This is a genomic window from Porphyromonas sp. HMSC065F10, assembly GCF_001808555.1.
Classification (GTDB): Bacteria; Bacteroidota; Bacteroidia; order Bacteroidales; family Porphyromonadaceae; genus Porphyromonas_A.
In genome coordinates this window covers 1-4,828 of record NZ_KV793763.1, presented here as the reverse complement: position 1 = coordinate 4,828, position 4,828 = coordinate 1, and the positions used below count along the sequence as shown (strand labels likewise).

The window sequence follows — 4,828 nt, the reverse complement described above, 5'->3', positions numbered from 1 at the left end:
GGCGAAAGACCATTTTGCAAAGGTCTTTTATAAGGATGGAAAAAATCTATTAACGCTGTGGCTCTCCGCCGTTAGTGATAAGAGAAATGGGGCATTTTGCATACCTTTGTCCTCGGTACCATTAGATCATCACAACTTGGCTAAAAGCAAATCATACCGATCTCCCAAGAGATCGTCCTCAGAGAGTCGTGGGCGGAGCAAGGCACGGCCGACCGGTAGGTCAGCCCGTCGCCTCCCCTCCGCCGTCAATACCTCTCCCACTCAGGAGACTTACAGCGCTGAGGAGCAGCAGTCCCTGCTCGACCTGATCATCACAAAGTCCGGTCGCTCACGCACCGCTGCGAAGCGTCTCATCAGCTCGGGCAGGGTGTCGGTGGCGGAGACCCCGACGACCATGGCAACGCAGATGCTGGAGTCCGGCACCGCCGTGACGGTCCACCGTCTGGCGCCGGTAGCCCCCTTTGCTCACCCCCTCATCTCAGTCGAGTGGGAGGATGACTCGTATGTGGTGGTTCATAAGAAAACCGGCATCCCCACCGTAAATACCGCCCATAAAGATCCGCGCAATACTGTGCTCCATATCCTGAGCCGACACTACAAGAAGAGCAATCCCGCTGCTAAGCTCTTTATGCTTAGCCGCCTTGATAAGAGCTCTGCCGGCTTTGTCGTCTTTGCAAAGACCACAGAGGCGAAGGAGCAGCTCTCACGTCGCTGGAGCAGCGCCATTCATCATCAGCGCTATGCCCTCGTGGTGGAGGGGACCCTGCCGACGACGGAGCCCTTTGAGCTCACCTCGGTATCGACCCCGAGCGATGACGAGAGTAGGGGACGCACCCCTGCCCGGACCGAGACTACCGTAAGGGCTGAGGTGCAGCCCCTCACCAGCTCGGCGGGAGGCAATCTCCATCTCGTGGAGGCGGACGTGGTCGGTGTGCGGATCTACTCGATGCGTAAGATCTTTGGGGACAATAAGCTTCGCATCTTCGGCGACATCCGGTACCACTCGCACTTCTGTGCCAAGGATCAGATCGCTCTGGCTCAGACGGAGCTGGAGCTGACGATGCCCCACACCGGGGAGACGCTGCGCCTGAGGCGCCCGATCCCCTCCCACTTCAGGACTTTATTAGCACAGGATAAGGGGCAGTCTGAGGAGTAACGCTCCTGACTACCCCCCTCAATAGACCTTTAATACAGTAATCAAAATTGCGACTCACAGACATGCGTAAGCATTTAGTCACACTCTTGGCGCTACTGCTGGCGAGCACACTCTCCCTTGGAGCGAGTGCTCAGATGTTTGATAACTTAGTGCGCTGGGAGACCTCACAGAGTAATGATGCCAATGGCATCGTCACACTGACCTACACGGCGACGATCCAGGCCGGCTGGCATATCTATGGCGTGGACCTCCCCAAGGATGGTCCCACCGTTACCACTGCCGACTTCTCCGAGAGTAGGGGGATCAAGGCGCTGACCGGTCTCACTCCCGACCGGAAGCCTGCCACCACGTATGACCCCAACTTTGCCATGGATCTCACCACCTTTGATGGCAAGGTGACCTTTACCCAGAAGGTGCAGATCCTTGATCCGACGAATTTTGTCATCAAGGGCGATCTGATCTGGCAGGCCTGCAATGACGAGACCTGCACCCCTCCCGACCGCCACTCCTTTACCTATGGACCCAAGGACCTGAAGACTGCCGTCACCTCGGTGCCTGCCACCGAAATCGAGGAGGGTGGGGTGCAGCCGACTGAGGAGCCTGCTCCTGAGGCTGTCTCTGCTGTCTCTGCAGCTGATGATGGGGCGCTCTATGAGTCTGTAGAGAGCGAGCTGAGGGCATATGGGGACAAGAACTTCACCAGCCCCGACACATCGCTCCTCAAGATCTTCCTCCTCGGCTTCCTCGGTGGCCTCGTGGCGCTCTTTACGCCCTGCGTATGGCCGATCATCCCGATGACTGTGAGCTTCTTCATGCACCGCTCTAAGAGTAAGAAGAGTGCGCTCCGCGATGCGATCATCTACGGTCTCTCAATCGTGGTGATCTATGTTGCTCTCGGACTGCTCGTCACCGGTATCTTCGGTGCCAGTGCGCTGAATGAGCTCTCTACCAATGCGATATTCAATATCTTCCTCTTCCTCCTCCTGGTGGTTTTCTCGATCAGCTTCTTCGGCGCCTTCGAGATCACGCTGCCCTCTTCGTGGACCAATAGGGTGAGTACCAATGCCTCCACTTCATCCGGTCTGCTGAGTATCTTCTTCATGGCCTTCACCCTCGTGCTGGTCTCTTTCTCTTGCACGGGACCGATCATCGGGACTCTGCTCGTGCAGGCGGCAGCTGAGGGAAATATCCTCGGTCCGACACTCGGCATGCTCGGCTTTGCGCTGGCTCTCGCCCTGCCCTTCACCCTCTTTGCCATTTTCCCCAATTGGCTCCAGAGTATGCCGAAGAGCGGTGGCTGGCTCAATAGCGTCAAGGTGGTCCTCGCCTTTATTGAGCTGGCACTGTCGCTCAAGTTCCTCTCCGTGGCGGACCTTGCCTACGGCTGGCACATCCTTGACCGCGAGACCTTTGTCTCCCTATGGATCGCCATCTCCTTCCTCCTTGGGCTCTATCTGCTCGGGATCATACGCTTCCCGGCGGACGACAAGAAGGAGTCCGTCTCATGGTTTGGTACCCTTCTGGCGACGATCGTCTTCGCTTTCGGCATCTACATGGTGCCCGGGCTCTGGGGCGCTCCGCTCAAGGCTATCAGTGCCTTTGCTCCACCACTCACGACGCAGGACTTCAATCTCTACGACAGCGAGGTGCATGCCAAGTTTGACGACTATGAGGCAGGTATGGCCTATGCCAAGCGTGAGGGCAAGCCTGTGATCATCGACTTCTCCGGCTATGGGTGCGTCAATTGCCGCAAGATGGAGGCCTCCGTATGGACCGATCCCACGGTGAAGGATATCCTTGACAATGACTTCGTCCTGATCACGCTCATCGTCGACGACAAGACCCACCTCGCTCAGCCCCTCGAGGTGACGGAGACCAATGGAGACCACCGCACGCTCAAGACGGTCGGTGAGCGGTGGAGCTTCTTCCAGCGGACAAAGTTTGGCTCCAATGCTCAGCCCTTCTACGTCATGCTTGACAACGCCGGTCACCCCCTCGCCGCCAGCTATGGCTTCGATGAGGATGTCGACAAGTACATTACCTGGCTGCGTAGCGGTCTGCAGACCTATAAGAGCCGCCAGTGAGCCTCACATAGAGTGAGTTACAGAAGCCCCCTCTCCGAGATTTCGGGGAGGGGGCTTTTTTTTATCCCTTTTGCGTATCTTTATCGTAGAAATCATCTTAACCATTAAGACAGAGAAATGAAGAAACTCTTTTTTGCACTTGCCATCATCGTGATGGCACTCCCCCTCTCGGCACAGAAGCGGCTCGAGGTGGGTGTCTTCGCCGGGCACGGAGGTGCCGAGACCTGTGTTGAGGAGACCTATGCGGCACTCCTGATGGACCGGTCTATCACGCCTCACTACATCTACAGCCGGGATATAGCCACTGGGGCGCTGGATCGCCTCGATGTGCTGATCCTCCCGGGTGGGGGCGGCTCCACGGAGTACCTCAACTTCGGCGGTCTCGGTGCCGAGCGGATACGTCGCTTCGTCCGTGAGGGAGGCGGCATCGTCGGTATCTGTGCCGGAGCGTACGAGCTCACCGATACGCCCGACTATGCCTGTCTGAGGATGAGCGGAGCCAAGGCGATCGACATCGAGCATGACACACGAGGGCTCGCTGTCTCTATGGTGACGCTTACGCCCGAGGGGAGGACCGCCTTCCCGGAGCTGGCCGCACGGGATACGCTATATGTAATGTACTATGAGGGACCGGTGCTGGTCCCCGATGACAAGGGCGAGATCACCTACACCTCACTTGCCACCATGGAGAGCGATGTCCACGAGTATGGAGTCCCAGGTGGAGTGACCAATGGTAAGCCCTTCATCATCACCGGCTCCTATGGGGCGGGAAAGACGCTCTCCGTCATCGGACACCCCGAGAATACCGCCGGTATGCAGTGGATGATCCCCCGGATGGCGCACCTCGTCGCCTCCTCGGAGATCCCTGAGCAGATCGATCGTAAGTTTATCGACCCGGATCACTTCGGGAGGGAGATCAAGATGAGTGAGGAGCGTCGTCAGTATGAGAGCGATGCCTACGACCTGCTCCTCTATGCTGCGCCGGAGAAGAAGGTCGAGGTGCTGGACACGCTGATGAGGATGAATTCCTGGAGTGCCAAGGGCTGGATCCAGGGTCTCCTCTACGATGAGTCTCCTCTCGTGCGGGCTGCAGCTGTCCGCTGGCTCGGCAAGACCACTTATCTCCGTTACCGGGATGATCTCAGAGCCCTCCGCTCCTGCGAGACCGACCCAGTGGTGCAGCAAGCTGTCGAGAAGGCGCTCCGACAGATGGAGCCCTGACACCTGAGATTGGTAAATGCAGATGACAAAAGCGACATAATCCGCTCAGATATGCCCTTTATACCTTTTTTTCATGCGTTAAGAGTGGCGGGAATTGTTGTTAGAACAAAAAAATGTTACATTTGCCTTGTAATTACAGCCCAAAGTGTGCCCTGCCGGCTGCCGGAGGGCTTAGCATAGACAACGAATATTAGAGATTAAAACCCATTTAGATTATGAATACCAGGATTTTAAGCCTTTCCCTCCTGGGGTTGCTCGCCGCATCGGCTAGCGTCTCCGCACAGGAGGTGACCTCCCAGGAGGAGTATCTTGCCACTACTCCGGCAAGGAAAGTCGGGCTAATTCGCATTTTGATGTGCTGGGAGGG

The 4,828-nt window shown here is 57.0% G+C and carries 3 protein-coding genes; all 3 read left to right on the top strand.

The features are described from left to right. Positions 1-136 precede the first annotated feature (136 nt). The 3 genes from HMPREF2890_RS02595 (at position 137) to HMPREF2890_RS02585 (ending at position 4,461) form a co-directional block, all read left to right on the top strand. On the top strand, positions 137-1,156 hold the full coding sequence (locus HMPREF2890_RS02595; RefSeq protein ID WP_083289754.1) for a pseudouridine synthase: 1,020 nt from the start codon (positions 137-139) through the stop codon (positions 1,154-1,156). Between the two features lie 62 nt (positions 1,157-1,218). Beyond that, the gene (locus HMPREF2890_RS02590) at positions 1,219-3,240 is read left to right on the top strand and encodes a protein-disulfide reductase DsbD family protein (protein WP_070464891.1); all 2,022 of its coding nucleotides are present in this window, start codon (positions 1,219-1,221) and stop codon (positions 3,238-3,240) included. A gap of 117 nt (positions 3,241-3,357) precedes the next feature. Further along, complete coding sequence (locus tag HMPREF2890_RS02585; protein WP_070464889.1) at positions 3,358-4,461, top strand: BPL-N domain-containing protein; 1,104 nt, start codon at positions 3,358-3,360, stop codon at positions 4,459-4,461. Positions 4,462-4,828: the final 367 nt, after the last annotated feature.

Bases quoted from the DNA above. Each gene is read 5' to 3' on its own strand.
- HMPREF2890_RS02590 (WP_070464891.1), top strand. From the start codon at position 1,219: ATGCGTAAGCATTTAGTCACACTCTTGGCGCTACTGCTGGCGAGCACA.
- HMPREF2890_RS02585 (WP_070464889.1), top strand. From the start codon at position 3,358: ATGAAGAAACTCTTTTTTGCACTTGCCATCATCGTGATGGCACTCCCC.